A 26686-nucleotide genomic window follows, 5' to 3' on the forward strand; every position below is an offset into this window, starting at 1 on the left:
ACATTGTGACGCTGCTGGGACGGGAGTAGGTTTCGCACGTGATTAGAATTGCATCAATCGCATTTATTGGAGTCCTCGCAGTCGCATTCGGATCCTTTGCGGCGACCGCATCTCCCTGGTGGTGGCCAGCCGCCGTGCTGTGCGCGGCGTTGGCAGGCCTGGGTACCTACGATCTCCTCCAAAAGCGCCACTCGGTGCTGCGCAACTACCCTGTGCTGGGGCATGTGCGCTTCATGCTGGAGTCGATCCGGCCGGAATTGCAGCAGTATTTCATTGAGCGCAATTACGACGGCCGTCCCTACGACCGGGATGTGCGCAGTCTCGTCTATCAGCGCGCCAAGGGCTTGGAAGCGGAGCAACCGTTCGGGACCGAACGGAACGTCTATGCCGAAGGCTACGAGTACTTCGAGTCGTCGATGAGGCCACGCCCGGTGCCGGCGGAGCAGCCGAGGGTCCGCATCGGTGGTCCGGACTGCACCAAGCCCTACGACATGGCCCTGTTCAATGTCTCGGCGATGAGTTTCGGCTCGCTGTCCGCCAACGCCATCCTCGCCCTGAACCAGGGCGCCGCCCTTGGGGGCTTCGCACACGACACGGGCGAGGGCGGCCTGTCGCAATACCATCTGCGGCACGGTGGCGACCTGGTGTGGGAGATCGGTACCGGATACTTCGGCTGCCGCACCGAGGACGGCCGTTTCGACCGGGCGCGGTTCGCGGAAAAGGCTGCTCACGACAGCGTGAAGTGCGTGTCGCTAAAGCTGTCCCAGGGAGCCAAACCCGGCATCGGAGGAGTGCTGCCCGGGGAGAAGGTCACCGCCGAGATAGCCCGGGTACGCGAAGTCCCCGAGGGACGGACCATCATCTCGCCCCCATACCACGAGGTTTTCAGCACCCCACGGGAACTGATCCGATTCATCGCCGAGATGCGCGAGCTGTCCGGGGGCAAGCCGGTCGGATTCAAACTCTGTGTGGGCTCCCGGCGTGAGTTCCTGGCGGTGTGCAAGGCCATGATCGAGGAGGGCACCGCGCCCGATTTCATCATCATCGACGGAGCGGAGGGCGGCACCGGAGCCGCCCCGCTGGAGTTCGCGGACCATCTGGGCAGCCCCCTCACCGAGGGCCTCATCACGGTCCACAACGCTCTGGTCGGCGCCGGCCTGCGGGACCGGATCAGGATCGGCGCCAGCGGCAAGGTGGCCACCGGAGCCGACATCGTCAAGCGCATGGTGCAGGGCGCCGACTTCACCAATGCGGCTCGCGCCATGATGTTCGCGATCGGCTGCATCCAGGCGCAGAGCTGCCACACCAACACCTGCCCCGCCGGAGTCGCCACACAAGACCCGCGCCGCGCCCGCGCGTTGCACGTCGACGACAAGTCGGTCCGGGTCCAGCGCTTCCAGTCCGCCACGGTGAACAGCTCCCTGAAGATCATCGCCTCGCTGGGCGTGAACGGACCGGCCGAGCTGCGTCCGCACATGCTGCGCCGGCGCGTGGATCCGGTCACGGTCCGCTCCTACGCGGAGCTATATGAATGGCTGGACCCGGGGCAGTTGCTGATCGAGCCGCCGGAGTCCTGGGCGGTGGACTGGAAGGCCGCCGATCCTGATCGTTTCGCCGCTTGACTGGTCTCGCCGCGGTGAGCGGGCGGGGTGCGCCATCGACGTCGGCACCCCGCCGCTTTTCGCCGTGCCCAAGTCGCGGCCCGTGTACGGCCCGCACATCGACCACGTCCTCGCCCAGGCCCCACCCGAAGCATGGCAGCATCTGTCGGCGGGTGCGGGAGCCAAGGGCGAACGGTTCTACGACTGGGCAGCCGCCCCCTTGCCCGCAGTGTGGGAGTTCGACGGCGACGAGCCGACCTGGCAGCGGCGGATGCTGGGCCGCCGCAGCATGAGCAAGCCCGACGAAATCGCGTACTACCTCGCCTGCGCCCCGCTGGCGGCCACTGTCGTAGAAGTGCGAGGTCCGCCGCTACATGGGATAGTGCCGGCACATCATGCTCACCATGCTCGCCCACGCGTTCCTCACGGTGAGGGCCGTCCAGAAGTGAGAAAATGGGGTGACCCGGCCGACGCACCCGACCTCGTGGACCTCACACCAGCTGAAATCCGTCGTCCGCTGGCAGCTGAAGCCCGCCACCCTCCTGCATGCCGCGACCACGCGGTGAACTGGTCCGGATGGCGGCGTCGCCACCAAGTACGCGCCCGCCGCTGTCACTAGATGCGGCGGACACACGTTGGTGGGACAGCCCGTCCAAGGCCGTCCCACCCATGCCAAACCCTCGCTACGCTCCCCAGCTCTGACTGACTCACCGCTACTACACCATGCCCGGTTTGGCGCTGCCATGCTGGGCCGTGGCGGACGACGTTCAGCGGAAATCCTCCGCGAGCTCAAATTTCCATCTGCCGATGGAGTCACAGCGCAGGCACCGTATTTCGGTCCAAGCCTGGTCAAGAATGAGGTGCTTGCGTCGTCCACGTTCGGCGGGTGTCTCTGCCCGTTCGGCGGCCATCTGCCGAGCCTGTTGCTGGTCCCTGGCGTTGTCGACCAGGTAGAAGCACCGAGTTATACGATCGGGGGCAACGTGGTAGCGGAATCCGATCAACCAGATGACGGTGTCAATCATTGTCGGCTCATCTGCTTCAACGAGGGGATGGGTGAACGGCATTTCATGTCAGTGATTCTCCTGGCCGACTGCCAGCCACGCTGAAAGCCAGGGCTCCAGTCCGTCCGTGAATGTTTGGCCTGGCTCATACTTCGGAGAGTCGAGATCGGTGGTGGCGCACTCCGGGATGCGCGTGTGACGCGACGAGGAAGGTTGGGACTCAGCTGGCGTAGAGCTCAGGGAACTGTGAATACCGCTCATCGTGCAAAATACGCCCGGCTTCTATCAGGAACTAAATACCAACACCATCAGTGTTCGCTGTGCATCGCATAATCTAGTGAGCGGTCCTTGCGCAGTCGACGGCGAGGGGTGGAGGGCTGGACGGCTTTTGGCGCTGCCGGTTGTGCGGGCTGTGATGCTGGGGCGGGGAGTTCGCGTTGACGGACACCCTGGGTCAGTTGACGTGTCCGAGTTCCGTGAGCTGGTCCCAGACCCAGGGGTAGAAGCGGTCGAAGCGGTCGTAGGCGTAGCGGCCGCAGTGCCCGTCCGAGGGCTTTTCGTGGTGGCGGTAGCCCTCACTCCTGACTCCGCCGTACCCGCCGTGGTTCCAGCCGGTGGCTCCCGTTCCGGCAACCACACCTGAGTGGGCGGGGGTGGGCGTGTGCGCCGGGAAAGCGGCCGCACTCGCCGAACCGTTGGAAGCGAAGAGAGCACCTGCGGCGACTGCAAGAGACGCAGTCGCGATCCCGATGCGATGTGCGAGCTTTTCCATGACCATTTCTCCTTGTTTTATCGATCGCTAACAGGAATCACTATGGATCGGAAACGGGCGGGGAGCATCACACGATCGAGTGATTGGTCGGCGTATGGCCCGCCATCCTTCTTCGAGGCGTCCCTTTCGGGCTTGACCGCAGAAAGATCGACTCAGGGCGATCCCTGTGTGCGCCGTCGAGTATCTCGTCGCCATCGCACGGTCACCAGTAAGGAGGAGTTACTCGCGACACGGGAGGGAATGGTCGGACCGATCACCAGATCATGTGATGCGCCTCAGTTCCTTGCCGTGCCATTCTGGCCAGGCAGAAAACCGGTAGCCACGTTCCCCTCGCCCGCGCGGATGTCGGGTGTGTCCGGCAGCTCTTGCGGGCCTGCAGTGCGGGCGACGGCCAGCTCGCTGTCCGGGCCGCCAAGGACTTCGAGTCGCCGGTAGGAACCGAGCCTTCCGCACGAATGAATGGCCGCAGATGAGCGATCAGACGAAAGTGATGGTCCTGGGATTGATCACACTCGTCCTCGGTGTCAGCTTTGTTCTCGTACTGCAGCATGCCTACACGCACTGATGAACAGAGCTCCGAGGCGCTCGCCTGGGCCTTCCTGAGGGGACGCCGTGGGCGTACGCCGTATTCGCCCCTGCTTTTTACGTGCGGCAGGGACTGGTTGACGGCCGCCCGGATCCGTCAGGAGCTGGCCGGACACGGAATCGCGGTCCTCAATGCGAATCTCGCCGGCGTCGGGGAGCCCGGGGCGACTTCGCCGGCAGCAGGTTCAGCTCCGACGATCTCGTGCGCGCCGCCGACCACCTGCGTGAGCACTTCGCGGCACCGTCGATTGTCGTGCGTCCCGCCACCCTGAGGCCGCACCTTCGACCGCGGGATCAGCGGCTTTGCGATCCCCAATAGACCGTCCGGCACAACCCAACTCACCCCGCTCCATGCACAGCCCAACGACCGCCTCACCACACAGGGCACCGCCTTAGCTTCGCTTTCGCCTCAACTCAGCAGTACCCCGGGCGGTGTTCGGCGCGGGCCACCAGGCTGCGTTCGAAATCGGGGTCGCCGGTGAGCCGGTGAGTCGAGGAACCACGTCGGTGACCACGGAAAGCTCGCCCCTCTCGATCGCCTGATACCACGAGATCCAGGTCTCGATCTGTTCCCCGCTCATGCCCAGTCGCCATCGCCGTGCGAAGGCTTCCTCGAGGGTCTCGGGTTCGTAGCGGTAGGGCCGACCGGTGGCTGCGGCGATCCGGGTGACAGCTTCGTCGAGAGTCAGGGCCTCGGGCCCGGTGATCTCCAGGGTCGCGCCGTCGTGCTCGGAGCGGGGACCGTCCTCGATGGCGACGGCTGTGATCACGTCGGCGAGGTCCTCGTGGGCGACGAAGGCGGCCCGGCCTGTCGGCGCAGGACCGCTTACGACAAGTTCCTCGTTGGCGAGGGCGGCAGGTGTCGCCGCGTAGAAGCCCGCCCGGAGCACTGTGTGGCGGATCCCGGTCCCTGCCAGGAACTGCTCGGTCAGCCACTGGTCACGGGCGTTGAGGTAGGTGGCGGTGGGCGCCGCGCTGACGAGGGACATATACAGGACCCGGCCCACGCCGACCGCGATCGCGGCCTCGACCGCGGTGGCGTGTTCTTCCAGCCGGCGACCCGTACGGTGTCCGGAGACCAGGATGAGGGTCGACGCGCCCTCGAGCGCCCTGCGCATGTCTGCGGCGTCGGCGTAGGCGGCCGGACCGCGTCGCTGGGCGCCTGGCAGTTCGGGCATGCGGTCGGGACTACGTCCGACGAGGAGTTGCGGAACGCCGTGGTCGGCGAGTCGGGCCGCGATCCGGCTGCCGAGCGCACCGGTCACCCCGGTGACCGCCACCGTGGCGTGATTCTTGTCAGACATGGGTTTCCCTCCAGCCCGGGCCGCTGCCGATCCCGGCGTTCTTGTTTTCCGATTACGTCCAGCAAAGAGAGCGATGGTTTCGGCCGCATCCTCCAGCCGTGCGATGGCGCCGGGGCCACCGCCACGCGGCGCGGCGGCTTCCCGGGAAACCAAGATCGTCGCGGTGTGCATCGAGCAGGGCGCATCGACCTCGTCGGCCCCGGCTGGCGCCATCCGTGTGGTCTCAGGAGCCGTGTCTCGCGTGTCCGAGGTCGAGGCGTTGAGCGCCCGCGCGGACTGATGTGCCGTTGCGCCGGTCGTGCAGGGTGAAGTCGGCCCGGACGGCCACACCGGACTGCAGCAGCTTCTGGTGGACCAGGGGGTCTCGGCCGGGGTGCGAGACGACGACGCTGATGTATCCCTCGGGCAGTCCGGTCACGGCGTACTCGCCGCGCGCGTTCGTCGTGGTCCGCACCAACTGCCGGCCGCCGGTGTCCATGACGGTCACCGCGGCATGGCGGACGGGCTGCTGTTCGCTGTCGTAGACGGTGCCCTCCAGCATCGGCAACGGCTCGCCGAAGTGGTGGGGGTGGACCGGTAGCGCGGTGGGTGTGGGCATCTCCAGGGAGGGGTCCTCCACCGGCGGTTCGGGAATGTCCTGCGGCTCGTCCTGCGCTCCCCGTCGTACGGCCATGCGGCGGTGGTGCCAGGCGTCGAGGCCCAGCAGCGCCGTACCCGCGGTGATCCACCCGCACAGGACGAGGACCGGCTTCAGCACCCCGGCGCCGTCGAAGTACAGCATTCCTCTTAGGGCGTCGACCGCGTTGCCCAGCGGCATGACGGCGTGCAGGGCCTGGAAGAACCCCGGCAGCAGCTGGACGGGGACCAGGCCGCTGGAGGGAACGCTCAGCACGACGTACAGACCCAGACCCGCCAGGGGGAAGAAGTGCTTGACGAAGGGCGCCATGCCGAGGGAGAACGTGGCCACGGCCGTGGTGAGCAGGAAGGCGATCGCCAGGGCCGCGGGGTCGTTGGGGAAGAAGCCCAGTCCCACGCCGACGAAGAAACCCACGGCGCTGAAGAGGCCGGCGGCGCCCGCGACCGTGATGAGCTTGTTGCGCCGGTTGAAGGTCACCGCCCGCAGCAGGGTCGTGGCGAGTATGTAGCCGGGGACGTTCCAGGCGATCCCGAAGTAGACCAGGGTCGCGCCGGACCCGTCCTTGCTGACCGTGGGGGCTACGTCCGTGACGGTGAGCTTCTGCTGGTTGTGCGCCGCGAGCTGGGTGAAGCCCTTGGTCAGCGCCTGCTCGAGGGACGCGCCGTTGGCCTTGGCCACGTAGAGCACGGCATGTCTGCCCGTGGCGGCGAAGCCTGCCGCGGCGTCCCGGTCCAGCACCGCCCGGCGGGCTGCCCGGGCGTCCGGGACGGCGGTGACGTCGAACCCGCCGGGATGCTGCCGCTGCAGTGCGGTCTCGACCCTGTATTCCACCGCGGGATCGGCGATCACGAGCTTGGCGTGATGGGGCTGAGGCTGGTGGAAGGCCATGGGGAAGCTGAACAGCAGGCCGAGGAAGAGCGCTGCCGGGATCGTGAGGGTCTCGACGAGGACTCTGGCCACCGATATGCCCCGGGGACGCGCGATCCGGTGTTTCACAGGACCACCCCCTGGCCGCCACGGCGGGCCATGCCGCAGAGACCGCGGCACACTCGGCCGACCGGATCCCCGGTCACCACTTGGCCGCCTCTCCGGTACCGGTGGTCCCTCACTGTTCGCGATCCAACCAGTTTCACGGCGCCTCCCTCGGCTGTGCCGCGCCTGACCGTCGCCATGGCGCCACCTCGATTAACGTACCGATCGGAACATTTACGTCTGCTGGACCTTACGTGTACCGGTCGGTACAGTCAAAGCGTGTCTCGCCCCGTCAACGCCGAGAAGCGCGCCGAGCTGCTGAAGCAGGTGGTGAACCACCTCCAGCACCACGGCGTCGCGCAGATGTCGCTGAGTCCGCTCGCCGAGTCGATCGGCACCACCAAGCGCATGCTTCTGTACTACTTCGGCAGCCGTGAGAACCTGCTGGCCCAGGCGCTGGCTGCTTGCCGTCCCGACGCGCACGCGATGTTCGACGACGTCCGCGACAGCGCGGGGCTGCGCAAGGCGGCTCATACCCTGTGGGAGGCGATGACCGTCGGGGAGCAGTCCGGGCCGGTCCGCATGCTGCTGCAGCTGCTCAGCCTGGCCGCCACCGATCCCGAGCAGTACGGCGACATCGCGGCCGAGACCGTCGAGGTCATGATCGGCCCCATCGCCGCGGCTTACGTCCGGCTGGGTCACCCGCCACAGCAGGCGCGGACAGCGGCCACGCTCCTCGTCTCCGGCCTGCGCGGTCTGTGCCAGGACCGCTTGGTGACCCATGACGTCGCCCGTACCGACGCGGCCGCCCGCCGCCTCATCAGGGACGCGGCCACGACGGCCGACTGAGCCTGCGCCCCCGACCACTTCGGGGCCTCGGTATCACCCCGGCACTCGCGAAGCAGGGCTGGTAGTCCGGTCCTGCGGGTTGGTCCATGGATGGCGCCCCGCTTGGTGGTGCAGCCGATCAAGACCAGGGCGTACGACCTGCAGACCACCGCCTTGGCTGAGCTGAGGTAAAGGAGTCAGCCGGCGGGCCATGAGGTCGGTCATGGCAAGGTGGATCATGGCTTCGGAGCGGGCGGACAGAGTCTCGTAGTCTCGTGCTCGGGTTGCCGGCCGAAGTCCAGGGCCCTGCCACGGCGCTCGAAGCGCCATGCCGAGAGCACTGGCTGACGTCGTCGATGTCGAGGAGGCGTTCTTCCTTGCGCTGTTTGTTCCAGACCTCGTGGCCGGTGTAGCGAGGGTTGCGCAGGATCGCTCTGACCGCACCGGCCTGCCATGCCCTCTTCGTGCGGTGCGGGTTGCGGGCGCGAACCAGCGACGAGATCTACCACCGGGTCCGCTGGGACCCGCGGTTTGGCCCGGGCCGACCCGGTGCCACGGGATGTCGCCTCCGGGCACGAAGGAAGGCAAGAAGGCGTGACGGCGGGAGGGGAGGCGTGATGCCCCGTTCCAGATCAGGGTCCGGTCCAGCAGCTCTCTACGGCAGGTCTGCACCCATCTGGCGTTGAGGGCTGACGATGTGTGATCGTCGCGGCATGCCGATTGTGTGAGATATCCGCAAGGTGGTTGGCTGACGCCTGAACCGCAGGCGTTTCGCTAGCGGATCCGGCTGGAGGCTGCGGAGCGATTCGCTGCGGCTGCCTCCAACGCCGAGGTCGCCAAGGACTTACGGGTGAGTGTGCGCTCGGTGCAGCGCTGGCGCCGAGCCTGGCACGACGCCGGTACCGAGGGGCTGCGCTCTGCCGGGCCCGTGTCACGGCCCCTAGCCACCTACAGGTCACTCGTCTGCATTCGGCTGCTGGCAGCGTGGGCGCAGCCCCTGCGGACAGGATGAGCAAGCCGGCCAGGAGGCCGGAGAGCGTGCTCGAGCAGGAGCTCGCCAAGGGGCCGGTCGCGCACGGCTGGCCGGACCAGACGTGGACGCTCGCGCGGATAAAGAGGCTGATCGGGCGCCGGTTCCACAATCGCGCCTGAAGCCGTGCCGGTGCAGCATCTGCGCGATCGTCACGGTCGGTGCCTCGCGGGCATGCGCCGGGTCACCGCGCTGGGGACCGGCGGCCCCGCTCCGGGCGGAGGCGCAGGCCTGCCGTCCAGGCATGCTGCCTGGGAGCGTCGGATGTACGGTCGATATACGGCGTAGGTGCGGACCTCTAAGCCGGCGAACGAGCCGGTGTCCCGTACACGCCCGGGAGTGCCCATGGCGCAGCAAGCGAACATCGCCGCACAGACCGCATTCGCAGAGGCCGTGGTCACCGGGCACCTCGACGCCCTCGACGACATCGTCGCGCCCGATTCTGTCGATCATGACCCCGCTCCAGGACAGGCCCAGGGAGCCGAAGGCTACAAAGCCATGTTCAACGAGCTGCGAGCCGCTTTCCCCGACTTGCACGTCGAGGTGGAACACCTGCTGGCCACCGACGACGAGGTGGCCTTCGCCTACATGATCAGCGGGACGCATCTGGGACCGTTGATGGGACGGTCGGCGACCGGCAAGAAGGTGAGCTACCGCGGCATGCAGATCAGCCGCTTCGACAGCGACGGCAAGCTCGTCGAGCGCTGGGGCAGCAGCGACGAACTCGGCATGCTGCGTCAGCTCGGCCTGGTCGACGCATGACCCATCCGCTGCCTCACTGCCCGCTGGCGCCAGTCGGGCCGGTCGTGATGGACGCAACTGACGACTTGAGCCTGGCCGCCGGCGCGGCCAGGACCCGCTGCCGATTCAGGCCTCGCCCTGTGTCTGTAAGGGGGTGGGAACGCGGCGGCCGGCCGTCGGAATCCGTCGGGACTGCCGCGGCGGCTTGGTATAGGAGACGGGCATGTCCAAGCCTTTTGACACATACGATCTGCTGCCATCGGTGCCGTCGTTCGAGCTGAGCAGTGCCGACGTCGCCGACGGGAAGTCGCTGGACGTGGCACAGACCAGTGCCATCTTCGGGGGTCCGGGCCAGGACATCTCCCCGCACGTGGCCTGGAACGGCCATCCCGCCGAGACGCTGAGCTTCGCGGTCACCTGCTTCGACCCGGACGCGTTGACGGTCAGCGGCTTCTGGCACTGGGCGGTCTATGACATCCCCGCGTCGGTGAACGAACTGCTTGCCGGTGCGGGCGACGCCGACGGAAAGAGGCTGTACGCCGGGGCCAGAATGCTCGCCAACGACGCCGGTCGGCACGGGTTCCTCGGCGCGGCACCCCCGCCCGGGGAGGCCGCTCACCGGTACATGTTCGTCGTTCATGTGCTGGACACGCCCCGTCTCGACATCACCACGGAGGCGATCCCCGCATGGCTCGGATTCCGGCTCGTGGCCCACGGCCTGGCACGAGCCAGGCTCACGCCGGTGTTCGGGATTCCGGTCTGATGCGGAGCAAGGCTGCGAGCGAGAAAGAAAGAAACCGAGTCCCCGGCGAGTCAGGTGGGGCGAGGAGGCGAAGATCGATGGCGAAAGTACTCTTCATCGTCAGTGGGGCTACCTACTGGGTGCTCAAGGACGGCACCAGGTATGCGACCGGCTACTGGGCCGAGGAGTTCGCGATGCCGTACAAGGCGGTTACGGACGCCGGCCATGAGGTCGCGGTCGCGACGCCGGGCGGTGTGACCCCGAACGTCGACATGATGAGCCTGCGTCCCTCCATGGCCGGAGGCGAGGAGGGGGCTCTGGAGCTGGAGGAGATCATCCGTTCCGCGGAAGCGATGCGTCGGCCGCTCAAGCTGTCGGACGTCCGCCTGGAGGACTACGACGCGGTGTACCTGCCCGGCGGCCACGGCCCGATGTCGGACCTGGCCTACGACGCCGACGTCGGCCGGCTGCTGACGGCCCAGCTCGCCTCCGGTAAGCCGTTGGCGATCGTGTGCCACGCTCCCGCCTCGCTCCTGGCCACCAGGATTCACGGCGAATCGCCCTTCAAGGGCTACCGCGTGACGGGCTTTACCAACGAAGAGGAGGAAGCCGTAGGCCTTGCATCCAGGGCAACCTGGCTGCTCGAGGACGAGCTGAAGGACAAGGTGGGCGTCGAATACAGCCGCGGTCCCATGTGGGAGCCGTACATGGTCGAGGACCGCAACCTCATCACCGGGCAGAACCCTCACTCGGCGGCGGTTCTGGCGGATCGCCTGCTGCAAATCCTCAAGTGAGGACACTCGAAGTCCTTGGCGTAGCCGGAGTTGTGCGGCTGAGAACCGCCTGCGGTCGATTCGGCGCTTCTCTCCAACCTGTTCATCGGGTGTGCGCCCGGCAAGTTCGCCAGACTCCGATTCCCCCAGGTAGCCCCCGACAATGCTGAGCCATGGGACCCCGCAGGTTAGAGAAGGTGGACAAGGCCCACTGTAAATCTGCCGGTTCTACCTTCCCCGGTTCGAATCCTGGCGCCGCCACGCTTGTGGGAATCGGCCCCTGACCAGCAAGTTTGGTCGGGGGCCGATCTCGTTTGGGCTTGCCGTTCGTCACTGTGATTCCCCGTGGCTCCCCGCTCGTTCTGGCACGCTTGTGGCACGCACCGTGACCTTGATCACGGGGCTTGCTGACAATTCCTACGGCGTTGATCGGTGCGCGAGTGGAGCGCACAGCGTTTGATCAGCAGGTTCGGCTGAGTTTCTGTGCCCTGGGCCCGGACGAGGGGTACCGACTGGATGCCGAGCTGGTATTGGAGACGCCGTTTCTCTTCCGGGACGCTGCTGGCGAGTGGCATGAGCTGGACCCTGGCACAGGTGTGAGCCTCGCCCCTGCTCGATGTCCGCGACCGCGGTGTGTTGGTCATCGACTTTGAAGGCGGTGCAGGGCTCTGGGTGGGCTCTGACCCGCAGTTCGAGTCCTGGCATCTGAGCGGGCACGGAGTCGACCCGATCGTGGTCGGCCCTGGTGGCGAGGAAAACTGGGAGCGCTGATCACCGCGAAGCCAGGGTTACCCACGCGGTCGGTGGAAGCTCAATGGGCGAATCAAGCGTGGTTGGCTCGATCAGTAGTCGAAGAACTGGAATCACATCGGGTGGGCATGAAGGAATTCGTCCGGGCCCCTCCGGTTGACGGGCGGCGGTGGACGAGACCCGCGTGGCGGCACACGCGGGTCCTTCGTCGAGGCACGCTTGGCTGTGATCGGTTTGCCGCCGGGTTGACGGGTCAGCCGACGCAGCCCGTGATGTTGACGGAGCTGCCGGCGCAGTTGGTGGGGGTGTTGTGCCGGATCTCCGACCGGTTCACGTCGAACGGGGTGTCGGTCCACACGCCTCCGGGTGCGACGGTGGAGGCGTTGTCGTCGACCTCGCTGTCGTCGAGCGTGACCGCACCGGTGGTGTTGTAGATGCCGCCCGCCTGCGAAGTGCCGGGACCGTTCGCGCTGTTGCGGTTGATCTTGCTGTCCCGCACCACCAGGGTGCCTCCGCTTTCGTAGATGCCGCCGCCCTCGCCGGTGGAGCCTCCGACGACGTTGCCGGAGACCTCCGTCCGGATGAGGGTCAGCGTGGCGCCGTTATAGATCCCGCCGCCGTACGAATCCGTGTTGGTGTTGTTGAGGATCTTGCCGTTGATGAACTGGACGGTGCCGCCGTCGATGTCGATGCCGCCGCCGTAATCGCTGGCGGTGTTGTCCTTGAGAGTGGTGTTGCGGTAGACCGCGTCACCGCTGTCGTGGTCGATGGCGCCGCCCTCAACACCGGCGAAGTTACGGGAGAACACGACGCCGTCGGTGGTGACGGTGCCGTCCGACTGCAGGCCGCCACCTCTGGTGCCCACGTTGTTGAAGGTGAACTGAGTGCGGGTAATGTCCGCCGTGGCACCTGAGTCGACATCGACGCCGCCTCCGTCGACCGCGGCGGTGTTGTTGTCGAGGGTGGCGTCGCTGAGCTTCAGCTTGCCGCCCTTGTCGACGAGGATGCCTCCCCCGTCATCGGGCGCGTTGCCTCCCCGGATGGTGACGTCGTCGAGCCGGAGGTCACCGGTCGAGGTGACGTGGAAGATGCGGAAGACGCTGGCCGTCTGCCCGTCGCGGACGATCGTGGCGTCACGGCCCTGGATGGTGAGCTGCTTGTTGATGGCGGGCAGCCCGTCATCGCCGAGGTAGGCCGTGTGCAGGTGGTAGGTGCAGTGGCGGGCGAGGACGAGCGTGGATCCGGCCGGCGCGGTGGCGATCGCGGTGGTCAGCGCCGTGGTGTCGCATGTCACCGGGGTCCCCGTCTGCGCGATGGCCGGTGCCGCGCTCACGCCGTTGGCGAGAAGGGCGGCGAACGCCGCGATGCCAGGAAGTGTGGTGTATCGCATGGCTCTCCTTGAAGTGCGGGGACCGCCGGAGCACGGACGGCCCCTCGTCCGTGTCCCGGACGCTGCGAGCAAAGCCGCCTCCCTCACCTCTTCAAGCGAGCCGCAAGTCCTTCTCACCCGGGCACAGCAGCAGATTCGGCCGAGCGGTCGATTCCGTCGTCCGACCCGCGGTCGGCAGGGCGACGTCCCGTTCCTGCCGCCAGCGCCGGCCCGGCCGCACGTGAGATCGCCAGATGTCCGGCCGGCCCGAGGGCGCAGCTCTGGCCTAGTTAGGGTCCGTCTTCAAACGGATCTTGCCCAGAGCAGGAATGACGCGAGTGTGACCGCCGCTTCGTAGGAGGTGGCGGTCTTCTCGTATCTGGTGGCGATGCCGCGGAAGCCTTTGAGCCGGTTGAAGCAGCGCTCGATCATGTTGCGTCGGCGGTAGATCTCCTGGTCGAATCCTGGCGGCCTTCCGCCGTGACGGCCGCGGTTGTGCCGGTGCCGTCGCTGGTCGGTCTTCTCGGGGATGACGTGCGCGATGCCGCGTTGACGCAGGTAGGCGCGGAAACCGCGGGAGCTGTAGGCCTTGTCTGCAACGACCTGGTCGGGCTTGCAGCGCGGTCGGCCGGGGCCGATGCGGGGGACGCGGATCCGTTCCAGCAGGGGGCGTGCGCAGATGCTGTCGTGACGTTGGCCCGGTGTCAGGAGGATGGCGAGCGGGCGTCCTTTGCCGTCGCAGGCGAGGTGAATTTTGGTGGTCAGTCCTCCTCGGGATCGGCCGAGGGCGTGATCGTCCGGTTCGTCCGAGTGGTGGTTCCCCCTTTTCGGCCGGTGCCGGCGGCGTGCTGGTGGGCGCGGACGACGGTGGAGTCGATCTGGACCAGCCAGTCGATGTCGCCGGCTGTGTCGGCCTGGGCCTGGATCTGCTGCAGGGCTCGGGTGAACACCCCGTCCAGGGCGTAGCGGCGGAAGCGGGTGTACACCGTCTTCCACGGGCCGTAACGGGGTGGCAGGTCGCGCCAGGAGATCCCGGTGCGGATTTTGTAGACCATGCCGTTGATGATCTTCCGGTCCTCGACGCGAGGTCGGCCCGTTACGGCTCGCGGTATCAGTGGAGCGAGCAACTCCCACTCAGAGTCGGTGAGTTCATGGCGGCGTATCACGCCCACCATGATCCATCACGAAATGATCTTTGAAGACGGACCCTAGAACAAGACGAAGTGACAGGCCGGGTCTCTGACCTGCGGCCGTGTGATTGACCAACGCTGCGACCTGCGACTTAGAACTGTCGGTGGTTGTTAGCGTTGGTCGTCGTTGAGCACCCTCGCACGGCCCGGAGACGGCCCGGGGGACGTCGCGGTGCCCCCTCGATGTGAACCATGGGGACGGAGGTCGCTGAGGTCTGGTGGGCTGGTCAGACTGGCACTGGGGGCGTGTGCGGTTGTCCCCAGTCGGCATGGTTGCTGTACTTCGCTGCTGCACCGCACAGGCATCTGCGATCATCATCAGCGTGACCGATGGCGAGGTGCTGGCGGCTGTCAAGGCCCGCGTTCAGGCAGGGCGCCCAACGGACTGGTGCGACAGCCCGCTCACGCCGGCCCCTGCATCTGCGGAGGCACTGGCGGAGGCAGAGCGCATCATCGGTTACCCACTCCCGCCTCTGCTCCGCCGCCTCTACACGGAGGTAGCCAACGGCGGTTTCGGTCCCTGCGGCGGCATCGAAGGGCTCCGCGACGGATACACGAGCGACGAGCCAAGCATGCTGGAGGTGTACCTCCAGTACGACGAGCCCGATCCGGATCCGGAAGCGCCACCAGCCCGGCCTCAGGGGGTGCTGTTGTTCTGCGACCACGGCTGTGCCACGTGGTCCATGCTCGACTGCCGCCACCCGAAGGGGCAGATGTGGTGGTGGGACCAGGGAGAGCGGCACAAGTGCGACCTGATGCTCCGTGAATGGCTGAGCATGTGGCTCGAAGGCAAGCTTGAGGACGGCGTGCCGGGCCACCTCGCGCTGGAGGACGACGAGTCTTGGCACTGGCCCGAGACCGACGGCCACCCAGCTCATTGCCACGAGGGTCTCGCGGCAACCTCGGCGGGCTCCTCAATGACGCAGTCAAGCGCTGCTGTCCGGGTCTTGGAACAGCAGTTTGGAAGATCACGTCTCCGACCGTGGGGCGACCAGGTGATACGCCTACCAGCGCGTTCCTGACGGGTTCGCCGGAGTTCCCCTCTGGTTGCCGCCCTATCGGGCACGCAGGGGGCACGGACGGCTGCTTGCGCGCCGTTACGGCGATCGGGCCGTCTTCCTGCGGCGAGCGAGCCGACGCCGGGCCACCAAGAGGCTGTTCAAGACCAGCAGCGCTGCTCCCGCGACGGCCCAGCCCACGGAACCTCCATCGCGGTAGGTGCTGAGCCCGACCGCCAGCAACAATGCGCCTGCCACCAGGCCCATCAGGTCGTGGAGGATGTCCGCCCATCTCATGACCTTTGAAGGATTGATCACGCCTGATCGTGACAGGCAAACGCGCCCGCTGCCAAGGGCGAATTCCGTGCCACGACCTGTGCCTTGGGCACGCGGTCGGCGTAGCGACTTCGGCCGGGAGCTCCAATGACCGAGTCAAGGCGATGGGCGCCGCCCCACGGTGAGGACAGCGCCTGTACGACGTGAATGCTTTGAGGTCTGGCCTCATCCTTATCAGGTCGATCAAGGGGGTCTGTCAACGTCGACCAACCGCCCCTGCGCCTCGGTCGATCGTCCTTTGGGGTCCGGCCTCGGCCGCCGTCGTTCGCGCTTGTTGGTGTCAGCCGCTGGTGTCAGCCGCCGCGTGCAGTCTTGACAAGGGCTGCCCCGATCCGGCCAAAGGGAGGACTTAGCAGCCCATGCCCGCCTGGCCCCGGCCCGGCTGTGCCCGGAGTGCCTACGCTGGCACCGCTACAGAAGGGCGGTGCCATGGATGCTGAGTCCCGGACCAGGGCCGCGATCGAGGAGCATTGGCGGGCCTCGGAAAGCGGGAACATCGAAGCTGAGCATGCCATTTACGCCACGGACGCGATCCTGGACTACCCGCAGTCAGGAGAGCGATTCCGGGGTCGCGCGACGATTTTGGCGCAGCGCGGCGGGCACCCGGCCGACCGGCATTTCACCGTCCAGCGGATCACGGGCCACGCGAATCTATGGGTGAGTGAATGCATCATCACCTACGACGGCGTGCCTTCGTACTCAGTGAGCATTATGAAATTCGCTGACCAGCACGTGGTGCACGAGACGCAGTACTTCGCCGACCCCTTCGGCGCGCCGACCTGGCGGGCCGCGCTCGCGGAGCCGATGCCTGGCCGAACCATTGCCGGAGCCTGATTCTCGGCCTCACTCGGCTGATCAGCCAGTGAGCCCTTTCCGTGCGCCCAGCAGAACAGGAGGTGACACCGTGACGTAGCGGTGTTCTTGCTGTTCGTAAGCTCGTCGTCGCTTGCCGGTGGAAGTCCGGTCCGGGTAGCTGCCAGGAGGCCCGGTAGCAGGCTGGCGGCGCCGGAGGGAAACGTCCGGCGTCGAAGCCCAGCGTCAAAGGCCCTGCGAAGGGGGAGCGACGATACGGTCCGTAGCATCACGCGAAGCCTGCGGCGCACCGAGCCTCACAGCCACGCGCGTGGCCGACGCCCGGCGGACATCCACCGGCAGCGGCAGATCCTGGCTTCCGCATGGCTCCGCGAACCGAACCCCGGCCCCACGGACGAAGAACGGCGGCTGCTGGAGCAACTACGCTATAAACACCGCGTGCCAGAGGTTGTTGCGATTGGACCACTGCCACTGATCGGCCTTGCGCAGCTGTACAGGAGGGACATTCCCGACCTGCCGGCCGGGCCGGACGACTGCGATCTGCTTCAGGTGTTCTGGTGCCCCTTCGACGCCCACGGCCCGACCGGCCATGGCATGCTGCTCGACCTGCGCTGGCGCCGGTCGTGGGAAGTCACCGAGGTGCAGACCTCACCACCGCAGCCGCAGGTCGTCGGCTTCGAGGGGTACGTGCCCGAACCGTGCGTGCTGCACCCGGAACAGGTGGCCACCTACCCGTTCGCCGGCCTCCTCCCGGAGGACCTATGCGCCCGGATCGACGCCTGGGAAGAAGCGCTGGAGGAGGCGGCCGAGCAGTCGGAGGGCGACGATGCCGCCGAGCCGGTGAGCTACCAGTACGACCTGTCCCTCCCACCGGGCTGGCGCGTCGGCGGGTTCGCCTCCTGGCACGCTACCGACCCGTACCCCATGAACTGCCGGACCTGCGCGACACCGATGCACCTGCTGCTGACCATTGACAGCTCGGAATGGGACGGCGGCAGCGGCAGCTGGAAGCCACTGGAAGAACAGGACCTGCCTACCCACCGGTCCGCCACGCCGACCCAGGTCACCGTGGGCCGCTGGGGCGAACTCAACATTTTCGCTTGCCCCGAAGACCCCAGCCACCCGCGCCGCTGGAGCATCCAGTAGGTCACTCGGTCACGACCAGTGCACATGCTTGAGGGAGGCCATTTCCTTCACTGCGCCGTTCGAGCAGCGCAACTGACGCTGTCTGAGTGGGTTGAGGCAGCCGTGGTTGGCTGCCGTCATTGTGGTGATCTCAGCCATGGTGCGGCTGTTATCACGCCATGTCAGGCGTGCCACTGGGCACATCGATCATTTGTTCGGTAGATGTTCTTCCGACCGGGTGCCGGGCATCAGCCCCGGCGCTGTATGAGTTCGGGGGTGCGACTACATGGACAACAGATGGGTGAGACGCCTCGTCGGCCAGATTGCTGTCGCGATGCTGACGGTGGCGGTCTTCACGGTGACACCGTCGATGGCGAGCGCGGACGACGTCGGAGAGTTGCGGGTGGAGTCCTATGTGCTGCCTGTTGGCGCGGCGAAGCCATCACTTGAGCAGTTGCAGAACGGGGACGGCTTGGCGCGACTGCGGAAGCTAGCCGCCGCGTCAGAGCCACAGGCGCAGATGCCGTCCGAGACGGTCGGACCGGCCGCTGCCTACGCTCCGTTGTCGCGGCGGGCCTCCGGCTCGCCGACAGTGCCGGACGGGGCGGGTGAACGGTCTGCGTCTGCCGCGGCGCCGCAGGCGACTGCTCCAGAGCCGGCCCGGACGATGACCTTCGATGAGTGCAAGAAGGGCCTGGGCAGCGACAACAAGTTCTTCGTCAAGTCACGCTTCGCGGTGTGCGACGGGGCGTCGTTCCTGCAGACCTGGCTCCAGAACAACCGCCCGGTCGGCGAGAGCATGTTCAACGTTCGCGTGATCGGCACTATCCCGAGCAACAGCCGCACGATCAACTTCCAGTACTACTTCACCGACTTCCTCACCGCCGGCGAGACCGGCGCCCCCTCCATGCCCATTACAACGGAGGGGAACGTCCCCCAGAGCTGGCCTTCCCGGGTGCGCTACACCCGCGGCGGCAACCTGCCCGCAGGGAGCAGGACCTTCGCCCAGCTGAAGGCGGCCGGCACCTTCAACCAGACCGTGACGGCCGCCCCGGGGCAGGGCAGCAGCGGCACCACCGACCTGATCTTCGCCGTGTACGAGCCCGCCGTGACCTACACAGCCCCCGCGCCCTGGAAGCTCAGCGGCGCAACCGGCGGCAAGCTGTTCATGCTCGCACCCCGCTGGGACGCCGCCTCCTACCTGGCCAACTCCACCGGCGGCGGCAATCCGGCCAAGAAGGGCTCCGCCACGTTCAGCTACATCACCACGCTCACCCTGAGCGCGAAGCAGGGAGCGGAAGAACGGGCAGAAGCCGCGCACATCCGACAGGCCTTCCTCGTCCCGCAGGACACCAAGCCGTACATGTCGGCGAAGAAGGTGCCCGGCCAGACGGTGGATGATCCGCTGCATCGCACGGTGAGCAGCGAGCGCAACGACAAGAACCGGTCTGAAGCGGTCAAGCAGTGCAAGCGCTACTGGGGGCCCAACTACGCCAGCGGGGGCAAGGAGTGCGACGAGTACCCCTTCGCCAGCACCTATGAAGGAGCCGCCCAACCGCAGTACGACCCGGACGCCAAGAAGTTCAACTTCTCGGTGAAGCCGATCGCCAAGGCCGACAACCAGGCCGGCGGCCTGATCCTGAAGAGCTTCTACGCCAAGAACCGCGTCATCGACGGACTGGAAGACGGCTTCATCGTCAACGTCGTCGACTGATCTGATCCTTGCCCGGCGGGGGTGGATGCGCGACCGCCCCCGCCGAAGCATTTTCGCTTCCTACAGGTCGGCGGGCCAGAACTGGATGAGGTAGCGCTCCACGCCGACCCCGGTGCCTTCCTGCTCCGAGAGGGCAGCGGCCTCGGCGCGGCCAGCACAGCTGACTCGCACGCGCCAGGAGCCGCCCGAGTCCGCCAGCGTGATGACGTCGTCCATGCGGCCCGTGTGCATGGACCACACCGCAAGCTGTCCGCTCGTGGAGTCGAAATCGGCTTCGGCCTGCTCGTCCCAGTCGGCAGGATCCTGCGGCGGCGGAGCTGCGTCCCACACTTCGATGTCCACCGTGGCGGTGTGGGTGTGGCCGCCGCTGGTGATGTCCAGACGCCCGGGATGGGTGCCGAGGAAAACGTCGCGGTGGAAGTCGTCGGGGAACGGAACGGGCAAGTCTGCGTCGTCGGACTCCTGCAACCCGAACGCGTAATACCCCACGTACGCGCTTACGCGCTGTCGTCGCACCAGCTGCGCCACGAGCACCCCTTCGCTTCACCGGACACGCCTTCGCCTGGATGCTAGACCTCGACCTGCACGGCTGGGCGCACAGCGCACAGAACCGGCCGAAGAGTGCCCGCTGCCCACCGGCCCCACGGCTGTGGTCGATCACGTCCGACAGCTGCGCGAGCTGGTGCTGCGCTCCAACCGGGTCAGCACCAGTACGCGGACGATTCGCTGGCACGCCCAGCCAGGCGCCCAACGACGCGCGCTGATCCGACAAGATCCGAAAGAGAAGACCTGGGCCTCAGCCAGCCCGGTTGATGACGGACGCCAGCGCGGCGCGCAGCTGTTCGTCCTAGCGGATCATTGCGTGGTCGGAGCCGGAGACGACTAGGCGGCGGTCTCCGGTGGCGAGCGCGGCCAGCCAGCTGTGCTGCTGCGGCGTCAGGACGGCGGCGCCGAGCGCTTGCAGGGCGTCGCAGGCGCCCTTGAGGTCGGCGCGGGTCTCGGCCGAGTGCAGCGCCGCTTCGGCGAGCCATGCGCGGTCGAGGTCGGCCGGATCGGCGACGGCGAGCAGCCCGGGCCAGGACGCGCCGCAGCCTTCTTCGGTGCCCCCGAGTGGGTGCTATCCATCGTCCAGAAAACGGCCTGCCGCATCGGCTGGCAGAATTGCTCTTCTTCGGCGCCCTGGAGTTCATCCTCGCGTTCGTCATCGTCGGGGCGCTCTCCGCCGCACTCAAAACCAGACGAATGCCACTTGCTGCCTGAGACAGCGATCCTGGGCGGGGACACCGACACCCGCCGCCGGCCTCCGGCCAGAGCGGCTCCTGAGGCGCGCCCTGACGGAAGTCTCAGGGAGAGAGTCTCCCTTGTGCCACCAAGACCGTATCGTCAGTCGTCAACTCCCCCCTCGGACACTCCTTCTCCTTATAACGATACGCAAGCGAGGGCCTCGACCTAACGGTCGCGGTCCTTGTTGCGTTGTCGTATGTGATCGTGATGCCCAGGGCGTCGTAGAGGGGCTCCTTCTTCTCGGCGTCGGCGGCTTGGACACGTTGAGCGATGTCTCCGAGTCTCTCAGTAATTTCCCGGATCTGATCGGTGGTGAGGGGTGGTTCCTTCTGCCGGGTGACGCTGGGTAGTGCGTCGAGCTTCTTCTGTGCCGCGTCCTTGTCTCGTTGTGCGTCGTTGATCCACTGGGTGACGACGGCTGGGTCGGCTCCGGAGTCGAGGGCGGCCTGATAGCGGGCAAGACGCCGCTCGCATTCCTTGAGAGCTTGGCGGGCTTGAGCCTGCTCGGGGGTCTGGGGCTGTGCGGTGCTTGCCGCGATGCTGGCCTGGCTGAGTGCGGTGATGGTGGCGGCGAGCCGCTCTGGGGCGAAGGCCCGGGCGATCCATACGTCCAGTGCCCGGCAGATGATGTCTTCTCGCAGGTTGATGGTGCGGGGGTGGTCGAGCCCGGGGTAGAGCGCTGCTTCCTGTTCCTTGTACTCGCATCGGTAGTAGACGCGGTCGCGGATGGCAGAGGGCTGCATCTTGCGTCCGCACAGAGTGCAGCGCAGCCGTCCTCGCAGGACGTAGGGACGCCGTTCGCTTCGCCGGTTGGGGCGTTCCTGCCGCTGGTAGGCGCGGGCGCGTTGTCTGCGGGCGCGCTGGGCGGCTTCGAAGAGTTCGGTGGTGATGAGCGGGTCGTGTGCGGGTTCGTTGGACCAGATCCATTCGGCGCTGGGGTTGTGGGCCATGGTGGTGCGGTGGCCGAGGGTGACGTCGTCGATGTCGAGGAGGCGTTCTTCCTTGCGCTGTTTGTTCCAGACCTCGTGGCCGGTGTAGCGGGGGTTGAGGAGGATCGCTCTGACCGCGCCGGCCTGCCATGCCTTCTTCGTTCGGTGTGGGTTGCGGGCGGCGTCGTGGGCGGAGGGGCAGGGGATGCCGTCGTGGTTGAGCCGGAGGGTGATGGCCTCGTCGCTCATGCCGTCGACGTACATGGTGAAGATGCGCAGCGCGACGGGTGCAGTGGCGGGGTCGGGCTCGAGTTTGTGGAGTTGCTGTCCGGCGGCTGCCTTGGCGGGGTTGGGATGAGTGCCGGCGTCGGTGATCCGGTAGCCGTAGGGCGGTCGCCCGCCGAGGTAGCGGCCCTGGAGCTGGGCCTGGGAGCTCATGGCGGTCCGTACCCGGATTTTGATGCGGTTGCGTTCTCCCTTGCTCATGCCGCCGAAGACGGACATGACGAGGTCGTGGGCTTCGTTGTCTGGGTCGATGGTGCCGCCGACCTCCGGGACCCAGAGAGGGATGTGGAAGTGGACGAAGACGGGGAAGGTGTTGCCGAACTGGTTGCCGTAGAAGGTGCGTTGGGGTTCTCCGATCACGACCGCGTCGAATCCGCGGTTGGGGTTGCGGAGGGCTTTGAGGAGTTCGTTGGCGCGGGGGCGGCGTTGCCAGGGCAGGGAGCGGCTGTGGCCGATGTCGAAGTATTCGGTGACGATCTGGCCTCCTGTGGGTTCGATGAGGGCTCGGGCGCGGGTGAGCTGCCAGTTTCTGGAGGTTTCGGGATCTTGAAGGTCCTCGGTGGAACAGCGTCCGGCGAAGGCGAAACGGATCACGTGCGGAGACCCCCGTGGGGTGAGGTGTGGAGCGTGTTGCGGGTGTTATACGGCGGTCTGTCGTACCTCGAATGGGCGAGAAGAGCCAGCGGGCCTGCCCTTGCTAGGCGTCTCCGGCTTCGGGGCGGGCTTGGTTACTGTAGTCAGCTGCTGCAGCAGCCCACCCTGCCCGGTCAGCTGCAGCCCCTCCGACCGGGCCCGCTCCACCAGCATCGCGACCAGTTGCTCGTCGGACACGGGCGCAGGCTGCCCGGACTGGGCACTCTCTACAGGCTCCACGGTCTCCAACTCCACGGCGTATCAGTCACTTGACGTCTCTCCCATGATCGTCGGATCCGCCGTTAGATTTACACTCCCCGCTGTCATGGCCTGCGGCAAGACGCGCGCCTGCTGGGACGTGCCATGACTCGATCCTCTCAGGGAATCGAGCCTCCATCAGACCCGGAGCGGTTCATGGTGAGGTGTTGGAGCGCGTGCAGGGGCGTTCACCTGGGTTCATGGGCGGATGGTCGGTGCGCGGGAGTGGGCCGCTGGTCTCGTCTGAACGTCCGCGAACGGCGGTGAATGAGACGGAAACTGAGACGGTGGCGACCGGTCGGGTACTTGGCGCTCCTGCCCAGGTGAGGGCTCAAAGATGACTCGCCACCGCGGTCTCGGTTCGACGTCGGGGCGAGCCATACCGCCCGAGGTGCGCCGAGGGCCTGTCCTCCGCCACCTGATACGGCATCTTTGCTGGCCCGAGAAATCGAACACATGCTTGAATTCGGTCATGCGACCGTTTCCTGACGACCTTGCCCAGGCGCAGCAGGAGTGGAGTGCCACCTACCGGCAGCTTGCCGAGCGGCCCGGCCGTACCGAGTTGCGCCGGCGTCTGTACTGGCTGTCGGCTCAGCTGTTCTTTCATCCCTACTGGCAGCAGCAGCGGCCGGGCCCTGCGGCGTGGCGGGAACTGTGTGATCTGGGATGCTCGGACGGGGACGTGAGTGAGCGGCTTCATCGATGACGCGCTGGAATGCGGGGCCGCTGCGCGATTCGCGTGATCGTGCATCCGCCGTCGCCCACGGGGGGTCGGCGCGTACGTGTGGACCGCGAGACCCTCGGCCTGGCCCACAGCGTGGTCGACGTCGCGGAGTTCCTGCGCCGGGCCGGACTGGAGATCGACCCGGCGGAGGTAGCAGGGGCCCCGTGGATTGACTGGCGCGGAGTCCAGGGCGGCGAATATCTCCTCGACCAGTCGCTTGAGGCCCTGCACCAGCGCTATGAGAGCGGTGCAGGGCCTCACGGGTCAAAGATCCTAGCTTCTCTGGATGACGAACAGCCGTCAGGAGGGGTAGTTTTCGTTGACTGGCTGATATGGGTCAGTCCGAGCCGAGCGTCCGCAAGTAGTCCCGCAGCAGCGAGAACAGTGCCGAAACTGCCTCTTCATTCTGTGCAGGCGAGAACGAGCGGACATCTGAAACCTTCAGCGTGGGATCTACCTCACACAAGACCAGACCCCACCAGGTGAGTTCGCTCGGTCCTCTCCCCCGCTTGCCCAGCCAGGCACGGAATCCGTTCATCGTGGCCGCGCCCGAACACATGTCGAATCCATCCAGAAAGGCGCAGACCTCACTGAAGGACTGGGACATCGTGTACATCCCGACACGCCGTTCCAGTGTGTCGAGCACTTCCTGAAGCTTTATTACCCGCACTGTTCGCCAATCTTATGGATTCGGGGAGACGAGGGTCCACTCGTGGTCCTCTGGATATGCCCATTCCGTCTTCCATTGCTCGATGGGCATCCCGTCGGGTCCCGTGAACTGGTCGTATACTCGATCATCCTTGACGAGAAATGTGTGATGCCCCCACGATTCGTTGGCGAGTTTGTAATCGCCCAGGCTGGGGAGTCTGTCTTTCGGAGTGATGGTCCAGATCTCTCCTCCCATCTTCTTCTGGAGCTTGGCCGCGAACTCGTCACAACCTGCATTATGCACGAGCACCGGTGTCGAACCTGCCAGCACGTAGTAGGTGTGGAAGCTTTCTACGGTGAGGTTGTAGGTGCGTACCCGCTGGTCGAAGGCGCGGTTTGTCTGTACGCGTACCGTGCTCCCGTCGTTGGTCAACAGGGTGGAACCAGGGCGCAAGTCGCGGGCTTTCGTCCAGTGATTCTGCGATGCGTTCCAGAAGGGATGTTCGTAGGTGGCGGTTAGTTTCTGTGGGCCAGTTGGTGTAGCGATTGTCAGTTCGTCGAAATGCTTGTCGCCGTCGGTGATGATGAGACGGGTGACTGTGTGGGGCTCGGTCTTCTGGGTGAGCGGGCCTGTTGCAACGACCTTGTCGCCTGCCTCAACGTCCTCGATCCTCTTTGTCGAGCCACCGGCCATGAGCACTTTGGTGCCGGCGATAAAGCACTGACTGCAGCTCTCTTCCGCGCCGCCCTGTTCCTCTTGCTGGGCCTCACGGAAGGCTTGTCCGAGGCCGTTGTTGAAGCGGCTGATGCCGTCGGTGATTCCGTAGATTCCCGCGCCCGCTGTCGCGACGCCGAACGCGATGGCCGGTGCTCCCACCAGGCAGCCGGCACCACTAAAGCAGGCTGCTACGCCTCCGATGGTGAGGTCAGTTCCTTCGTTCACGGCCCCGACACTGGTAAAGGTCTCGATCAGGCCTTTCCAGACGTCGGGGTTTTCGATGATTGCCTGCCCGTAGTCGCCGATCGTGTTGACCGTGTTCTTGAGCCAGTCCGGTACCCAGCTGTCGTCGTCTTTCTGTTGGCTCTTTTTCAGTTGCTCCTCGTACCACTGCCGCCAGCGGGCCTGCTCTTGTTGCCGCTTGGCGACAGCGGTGTGGTAGGCCTCTGTTGCCGCTTGGTTGGCTGCGATGGCGTCCTTCCCTGCAGCGGTGGCGGAGGCACGGGCTTGCTGGGCTGCTGTCCAGGCCGAGTCGGCGGAGCCGCGCGCGGCGGTGGCCGAGTACTGAGCCCGGGCGGCGGAGGTGACGGCCGCGGCTGCCGCGTTCTCAGCGTTCTGCTGTGCGTTGCGGGCGGTTTTGGCCGAGGCGGCGGCGTCCTTGGCGGACTGTTCGGCCTGGGTGGCGTAGCCGTTGGCCTGGGTGGCGTACTTCTGGGCGTCGTTGGCGGCTGCTTCGGCTTGCCTGCGGTAGCCCTCGGCTTCGGAGTCGGCTCTGGCGGCTCTGGCTGCTGCCCTGGCCGCCTCTGCGGCGTTCTTCTGGGCGGTGGCGGCGATGCCGGCGGCCTGCGCGATCAGCTGCTGGATCTGCTGCTCGTGGGTGGCGCCCAGTTGGTCCTGCCGCTGGGCCTTGTACTGGCCGACGGTGATGAAGGCGTGGAGCAGGTCGGAGGGGCCTTCGAGGGCGATGCGGGCGGCGGCCCTGACCTGGGGGCCGTTGTTTTTGTTGTTGGTGTCGGCGAGTTGGGCGGCGCGGACGCGTTCGTCCTGGGTGCGCGCCTGGGAGTCGTCGGTGGTGATGAACTGGCGTAGGGCGTCGGTCGTGTCGGTGTTCAGTGCGGTGCGGCCGGCCTGCTGCTCGATCGGGCCTGCGTTGGCGATGGTCCGGGCGACGACAAGGCGCATGTCCTGCTTCATGGCCTCGTACTGGCCGGTGGCCAGGAAGGTACTCACCGCCGAGTCGTCGCCCTCCAGCGCCTTGGCGGCGGCGGCGCGTACGTCAGCGGAGCCGGCGTGCGTCGCCAGCTGCTGGATGTTCTCACGGTCGTCCTGGGCACTGGCCTGCTGGCGGCCGGTGCGGACGTAGTCGGTCACGTCCTGGTCGGAGCCGGCCAGGGCCATGAGAGCGGCGGACTGGCTCCAGGACCGACCGGTCTTGGCGGTGGCCAGGGCCACCTTGCGGGCTTCGGGAGCGATCTTCGCCGGGTCGGCGCCGGGCTGGGATGCCTGGTCGGCCAGTTTGGCCGCTTTGGCTTGCAGGTCCTTGGCCTGCTGCACGGCTACCTGCTGGGCGGCGGTGCGCTGGTCCTCCTGCGCTTTGAGGTCCCGGGCGCGGGCGATGGCCTCGTTGGTACGGGCGGTCAGCTGCTCGGTGTCGATACGCACGGCCAGGTCGTGGACCTTCTGAGCCTTGGCGACCGCCGCACTGGCCACGTCGGCGTCCTTCTTGGCCTCCCTGGCGTGCGCGGCGGACTGCTTCGCAGCGGTCGCCGCCTCACCCGCGTGCTTGGCCGCGTCGTCGGCGGCCTTGGCCGCGTTCTCCGCGTGCGTGGCCGCGTCGTTCGCGGCGTCACGGGCCTCTCCGGCGGCGGAGGCGGCTTCCTGTGCCAGTGCCTGGGCGGCGTCGGCGGCGCGGGCCGCCTCGCG

The 26686-nt window shown here is 66.7% G+C and carries 23 protein-coding genes and 5 pseudogenes; 15 read left to right on the forward strand and 13 right to left on the reverse strand.

Annotated features, from left to right (window positions below; translation table 11 throughout):
- The first annotated feature begins 38 nt into the window (after positions 1–38).
- Positions 39–1622, forward strand: coding sequence for an FMN-binding glutamate synthase family protein (locus tag ACFYZJ_RS35245; protein WP_388575308.1), 1584 nt, complete (start codon positions 39–41; stop codon positions 1620–1622).
- Positions 1623–3059: 1437 nt separating this feature from the next.
- Here the strand turns inward: ACFYZJ_RS35245 and ACFYZJ_RS35250 are convergent.
- From ACFYZJ_RS35250 to ACFYZJ_RS35265, 4 genes and pseudogenes are all read right to left on the reverse strand, one after another.
- Positions 3060–3377 carry a hypothetical protein gene (locus ACFYZJ_RS35250; RefSeq protein ID WP_388575311.1) on the reverse strand — a complete coding sequence of 106 codons (318 nt, stop codon included), beginning with the start codon at positions 3375–3377 and terminating at the stop codon, positions 3060–3062.
- A gap of 835 nt (positions 3378–4212) precedes the next feature.
- Positions 4213–4305 (reverse strand): annotated as a pseudogene (locus ACFYZJ_RS35255) (IS5/IS1182 family transposase); the annotation flags it as partial.
- Between the two features lie 49 nt (positions 4306–4354).
- Positions 4355–5266: an NAD(P)H-binding protein gene (locus ACFYZJ_RS35260; protein ID WP_388575314.1), complete on the reverse strand. Its 912-nt coding sequence runs from the start codon at positions 5264–5266 to the stop codon at positions 4355–4357.
- A gap of 223 nt (positions 5267–5489) precedes the next feature.
- A complete protein-coding gene (locus ACFYZJ_RS35265) occupies positions 5490–6899 on the reverse strand; it encodes a carboxypeptidase regulatory-like domain-containing protein (protein ID WP_388575317.1) in 1410 nt (469 codons plus the stop codon).
- Positions 6900–7154: 255 nt separating this feature from the next.
- On the opposite strand from ACFYZJ_RS35265, the gene ACFYZJ_RS35270 reads away from it, so the two are divergent.
- A complete protein-coding gene (locus tag ACFYZJ_RS35270) occupies positions 7155–7724 on the forward strand; it encodes a TetR/AcrR family transcriptional regulator (RefSeq protein ID WP_388575319.1) in 570 nt (189 codons plus the stop codon).
- A gap of 174 nt (positions 7725–7898) precedes the next feature.
- Here ACFYZJ_RS35270 and ACFYZJ_RS35275 read toward each other — a convergent pair.
- Positions 7899–7982 (reverse strand): annotated as a pseudogene (locus ACFYZJ_RS35275) (IS5/IS1182 family transposase); the annotation flags it as partial.
- A 103-nt stretch (positions 7983–8085) separates the two neighbouring features.
- A pseudogene (locus ACFYZJ_RS35280) lies at positions 8086–8205 on the reverse strand (recombinase family protein); the annotation flags it as partial.
- 279 nt (positions 8206–8484) lie between these two features.
- Here ACFYZJ_RS35280 and ACFYZJ_RS35285 point away from each other — a divergent pair.
- The 6 genes and pseudogenes from ACFYZJ_RS35285 to ACFYZJ_RS35310 form a co-directional block, all read left to right on the forward strand.
- Positions 8485–8843, forward strand: a pseudogene (locus ACFYZJ_RS35285) (helix-turn-helix domain-containing protein); the annotation flags it as partial.
- 235 nt (positions 8844–9078) lie between these two features.
- Positions 9079–9495, forward strand: coding sequence for an ester cyclase (locus ACFYZJ_RS35290; protein WP_388575321.1), 417 nt, complete (start codon positions 9079–9081; stop codon positions 9493–9495).
- 202 nt (positions 9496–9697) lie between these two features.
- Positions 9698–10237: a YbhB/YbcL family Raf kinase inhibitor-like protein gene (locus ACFYZJ_RS35295; RefSeq protein WP_388575323.1), complete on the forward strand. Its 540-nt coding sequence runs from the start codon at positions 9698–9700 to the stop codon at positions 10235–10237.
- Between the two features lie 77 nt (positions 10238–10314).
- Positions 10315–11010, forward strand: a complete 696-nt coding sequence (locus tag ACFYZJ_RS35300; RefSeq protein WP_388575324.1) for a type 1 glutamine amidotransferase domain-containing protein — start codon at positions 10315–10317, stop codon at positions 11008–11010.
- 419 nt (positions 11011–11429) lie between these two features.
- Positions 11430–11642: a hypothetical protein gene (locus tag ACFYZJ_RS35305; RefSeq protein WP_388575326.1), complete on the forward strand. Its 213-nt coding sequence runs from the start codon at positions 11430–11432 to the stop codon at positions 11640–11642.
- 19 nt (positions 11643–11661) lie between these two features.
- Positions 11662–11760, forward strand: coding sequence for a hypothetical protein (locus ACFYZJ_RS35310; RefSeq protein ID WP_388575328.1), 99 nt, complete (start codon positions 11662–11664; stop codon positions 11758–11760).
- A 232-nt stretch (positions 11761–11992) separates the two neighbouring features.
- Here the strand turns inward: ACFYZJ_RS35310 and ACFYZJ_RS35315 are convergent, their stop codons facing one another.
- Positions 11993–13129 (reverse strand): hypothetical protein, encoded by a 1137-nt coding sequence (locus ACFYZJ_RS35315; RefSeq protein ID WP_388575330.1) that lies wholly within the window; start codon positions 13127–13129, stop codon positions 11993–11995.
- A 282-nt stretch (positions 13130–13411) separates the two neighbouring features.
- A protein-coding gene (locus tag ACFYZJ_RS35320; RefSeq protein WP_388575365.1) for an IS5 family transposase occupies positions 13412–14271 on the reverse strand; the annotation gives its coding sequence in 2 pieces (ribosomal slippage) (positions 13412–13905 and positions 13905–14271; 861 coding nt in all).
- Positions 14272–14621: 350 nt separating this feature from the next.
- Here ACFYZJ_RS35320 and ACFYZJ_RS35325 point away from each other — a divergent pair.
- The 3 genes from ACFYZJ_RS35325 (at position 14622) to ACFYZJ_RS35335 (ending at position 17591) form a co-directional block, all read left to right on the forward strand.
- Positions 14622–15320 (forward strand): SMI1/KNR4 family protein, encoded by a 699-nt coding sequence (locus ACFYZJ_RS35325; RefSeq protein ID WP_388575332.1) that lies wholly within the window; start codon positions 14622–14624, stop codon positions 15318–15320.
- Between the two features lie 741 nt (positions 15321–16061).
- Positions 16062–16466: a nuclear transport factor 2 family protein gene (locus tag ACFYZJ_RS35330; RefSeq protein ID WP_388575334.1), complete on the forward strand. Its 405-nt coding sequence runs from the start codon at positions 16062–16064 to the stop codon at positions 16464–16466.
- 246 nt (positions 16467–16712) lie between these two features.
- A complete protein-coding gene (locus tag ACFYZJ_RS35335; protein WP_388575368.1) occupies positions 16713–17591 on the forward strand; it encodes a hypothetical protein in 879 nt (292 codons plus the stop codon).
- A 9-nt stretch (positions 17592–17600) separates the two neighbouring features.
- Here ACFYZJ_RS35335 and ACFYZJ_RS35340 read toward each other — a convergent pair whose 3' ends face one another.
- On the reverse strand, positions 17601–17729 hold the full coding sequence (locus tag ACFYZJ_RS35340) for a hypothetical protein (protein ID WP_388575336.1): 129 nt from the start codon (positions 17727–17729) through the stop codon (positions 17601–17603).
- Between the two features lie 508 nt (positions 17730–18237).
- Here ACFYZJ_RS35340 and ACFYZJ_RS35345 point away from each other — a divergent pair.
- A complete protein-coding gene (locus ACFYZJ_RS35345) occupies positions 18238–19284 on the forward strand; it encodes a NucA/NucB deoxyribonuclease domain-containing protein (protein WP_388575339.1) in 1047 nt (348 codons plus the stop codon).
- Positions 19285–19344: 60 nt separating this feature from the next.
- On the opposite strand, the gene ACFYZJ_RS35350 is transcribed toward ACFYZJ_RS35345, so the two are convergent.
- A complete protein-coding gene (locus ACFYZJ_RS35350) occupies positions 19345–19812 on the reverse strand; it encodes a hypothetical protein (RefSeq protein ID WP_388575342.1) in 468 nt (155 codons plus the stop codon).
- Positions 19813–20394: 582 nt separating this feature from the next.
- On the opposite strand from ACFYZJ_RS35350, the gene ACFYZJ_RS35355 reads away from it, so the two are divergent.
- Positions 20395–20544, forward strand: coding sequence for a hypothetical protein (locus ACFYZJ_RS35355; protein ID WP_388575345.1), 150 nt, complete (start codon positions 20395–20397; stop codon positions 20542–20544).
- Positions 20545–20627: 83 nt separating this feature from the next.
- Here the strand turns inward: ACFYZJ_RS35355 and ACFYZJ_RS35360 are convergent, their stop codons facing one another.
- Positions 20628–22376 carry a recombinase family protein gene (locus ACFYZJ_RS35360; RefSeq protein ID WP_388575348.1) on the reverse strand — a complete coding sequence of 583 codons (1749 nt, stop codon included), beginning with the start codon at positions 22374–22376 and terminating at the stop codon, positions 20628–20630.
- A gap of 769 nt (positions 22377–23145) precedes the next feature.
- Here ACFYZJ_RS35360 and ACFYZJ_RS35365 point away from each other — a divergent pair.
- Positions 23146–23379 (forward strand): hypothetical protein, encoded by a 234-nt coding sequence (locus tag ACFYZJ_RS35365; protein ID WP_388575351.1) that lies wholly within the window; start codon positions 23146–23148, stop codon positions 23377–23379.
- Between the two features lie 9 nt (positions 23380–23388).
- Positions 23389–23580: pseudogene (locus ACFYZJ_RS35370) on the forward strand (hypothetical protein); the annotation flags it as partial.
- A 154-nt stretch (positions 23581–23734) separates the two neighbouring features.
- Here the strand turns inward: ACFYZJ_RS35370 and ACFYZJ_RS35375 are convergent.
- Together ACFYZJ_RS35375 and ACFYZJ_RS35380 are read right to left on the reverse strand one after the other, a co-directional pair.
- Entirely contained in the window at positions 23735–24043 is a 309-nt protein-coding gene (locus ACFYZJ_RS35375; RefSeq protein WP_265568930.1) for a hypothetical protein, read from the reverse strand.
- 36 nt (positions 24044–24079) lie between these two features.
- Positions 24080–26686 (reverse strand): polymorphic toxin-type HINT domain-containing protein (locus ACFYZJ_RS35380; RefSeq protein ID WP_388575354.1); only part of this gene is annotated, 2607 nt, incomplete at its 5' end.

The sequence above is a fragment of the Streptomyces sp. NPDC001848 genome, assembly GCF_042891915.1.
Lineage (GTDB): Bacteria > Actinomycetota > Actinomycetes > Streptomycetales > Streptomycetaceae > Streptomyces.

Bases quoted from the DNA above. Each gene is read 5' to 3' on its own strand.
- ACFYZJ_RS35330 (WP_388575334.1), top strand. From the start codon at position 16,062: ATGGATGCTGAGTCCCGGACCAGGGCCGCGATCGAGGAGCATTGGCGG.
- ACFYZJ_RS35295 (WP_388575323.1), top strand. From the start codon at position 9,698: ATGTCCAAGCCTTTTGACACATACGATCTGCTGCCATCGGTGCCGTCG.
- ACFYZJ_RS35250 (WP_388575311.1), bottom strand. From the start codon at position 3,377: ATGGAAAAGCTCGCACATCGCATCGGGATCGCGACTGCGTCTCTTGCA.
- ACFYZJ_RS35365 (WP_388575351.1), top strand. From the start codon at position 23,146: ATGCGACCGTTTCCTGACGACCTTGCCCAGGCGCAGCAGGAGTGGAGT.
- ACFYZJ_RS35300 (WP_388575324.1), top strand. From the start codon at position 10,315: ATGGCGAAAGTACTCTTCATCGTCAGTGGGGCTACCTACTGGGTGCTC.
- ACFYZJ_RS35290 (WP_388575321.1), top strand. From the start codon at position 9,079: ATGGCGCAGCAAGCGAACATCGCCGCACAGACCGCATTCGCAGAGGCC.
- ACFYZJ_RS35315 (WP_388575330.1), bottom strand. From the start codon at position 13,129: ATGCGATACACCACACTTCCTGGCATCGCGGCGTTCGCCGCCCTTCTC.
- ACFYZJ_RS35340 (WP_388575336.1), bottom strand. From the start codon at position 17,729: ATGGCTGAGATCACCACAATGACGGCAGCCAACCACGGCTGCCTCAAC.
- ACFYZJ_RS35345 (WP_388575339.1), top strand. From the start codon at position 18,238: ATGACCTTCGATGAGTGCAAGAAGGGCCTGGGCAGCGACAACAAGTTC.
- ACFYZJ_RS35260 (WP_388575314.1), bottom strand. From the start codon at position 5,266: ATGTCTGACAAGAATCACGCCACGGTGGCGGTCACCGGGGTGACCGGT.